1 rRNA gene is annotated in these 443 nt (G+C 55.1%); it reads left to right on the forward strand.

Features of this window, described 5'->3' with window-relative positions:
* Positions 1 to 443, forward strand: a 16S ribosomal RNA gene (locus tag KGF38_RS20055); the annotation flags it as partial.

Below are 443 nucleotides of genomic sequence, written 5' to 3' on the forward strand. Positions count from 1 at the left end.
CCTACGGGAGGCAGCAGTGGGGAATATTGGGCAATGGGCGCAAGCCTGACCCAGCAACGCCGCGTGAAGGAAGAAGGCTTTCGGGTTGTAAACTTCTTTTGTCGGGGACGAAACAAATGACGGTACCTGACGAATAAGCCACGGCTAACTACGTGCCAGCAGCCGCGGTAATACGTAGGTGGCAAGCGTTATCCGGATTTACTGGGTGTAAAGGGCGCGCAGGCGGGCTGGTAAGTTGGAAGTGAAATCTGGGGGCTCAACCCCCAAACTGCTTTCAAAACTGCTGGTCTTGAGTGATGGAGAGGCAGGCGGAATTCCGTGTGTAGCGGTGAAATGCGTAGATATACGGAGGAACACCAGTGGCGAAGGCGGCTTGCTGGACATTAACTGACGCTGAGGCGCGAAAGCGTGGGGAGCAAACAGGATTAGATACCCCTGTAGTC

Origin of the sequence: Clostridioides sp. ZZV14-6387 (genome assembly GCF_020657835.1) — a bacterium.
GTDB lineage: Bacteria > Bacillota > Clostridia > Peptostreptococcales > Peptostreptococcaceae > Clostridioides > Clostridioides difficile_A.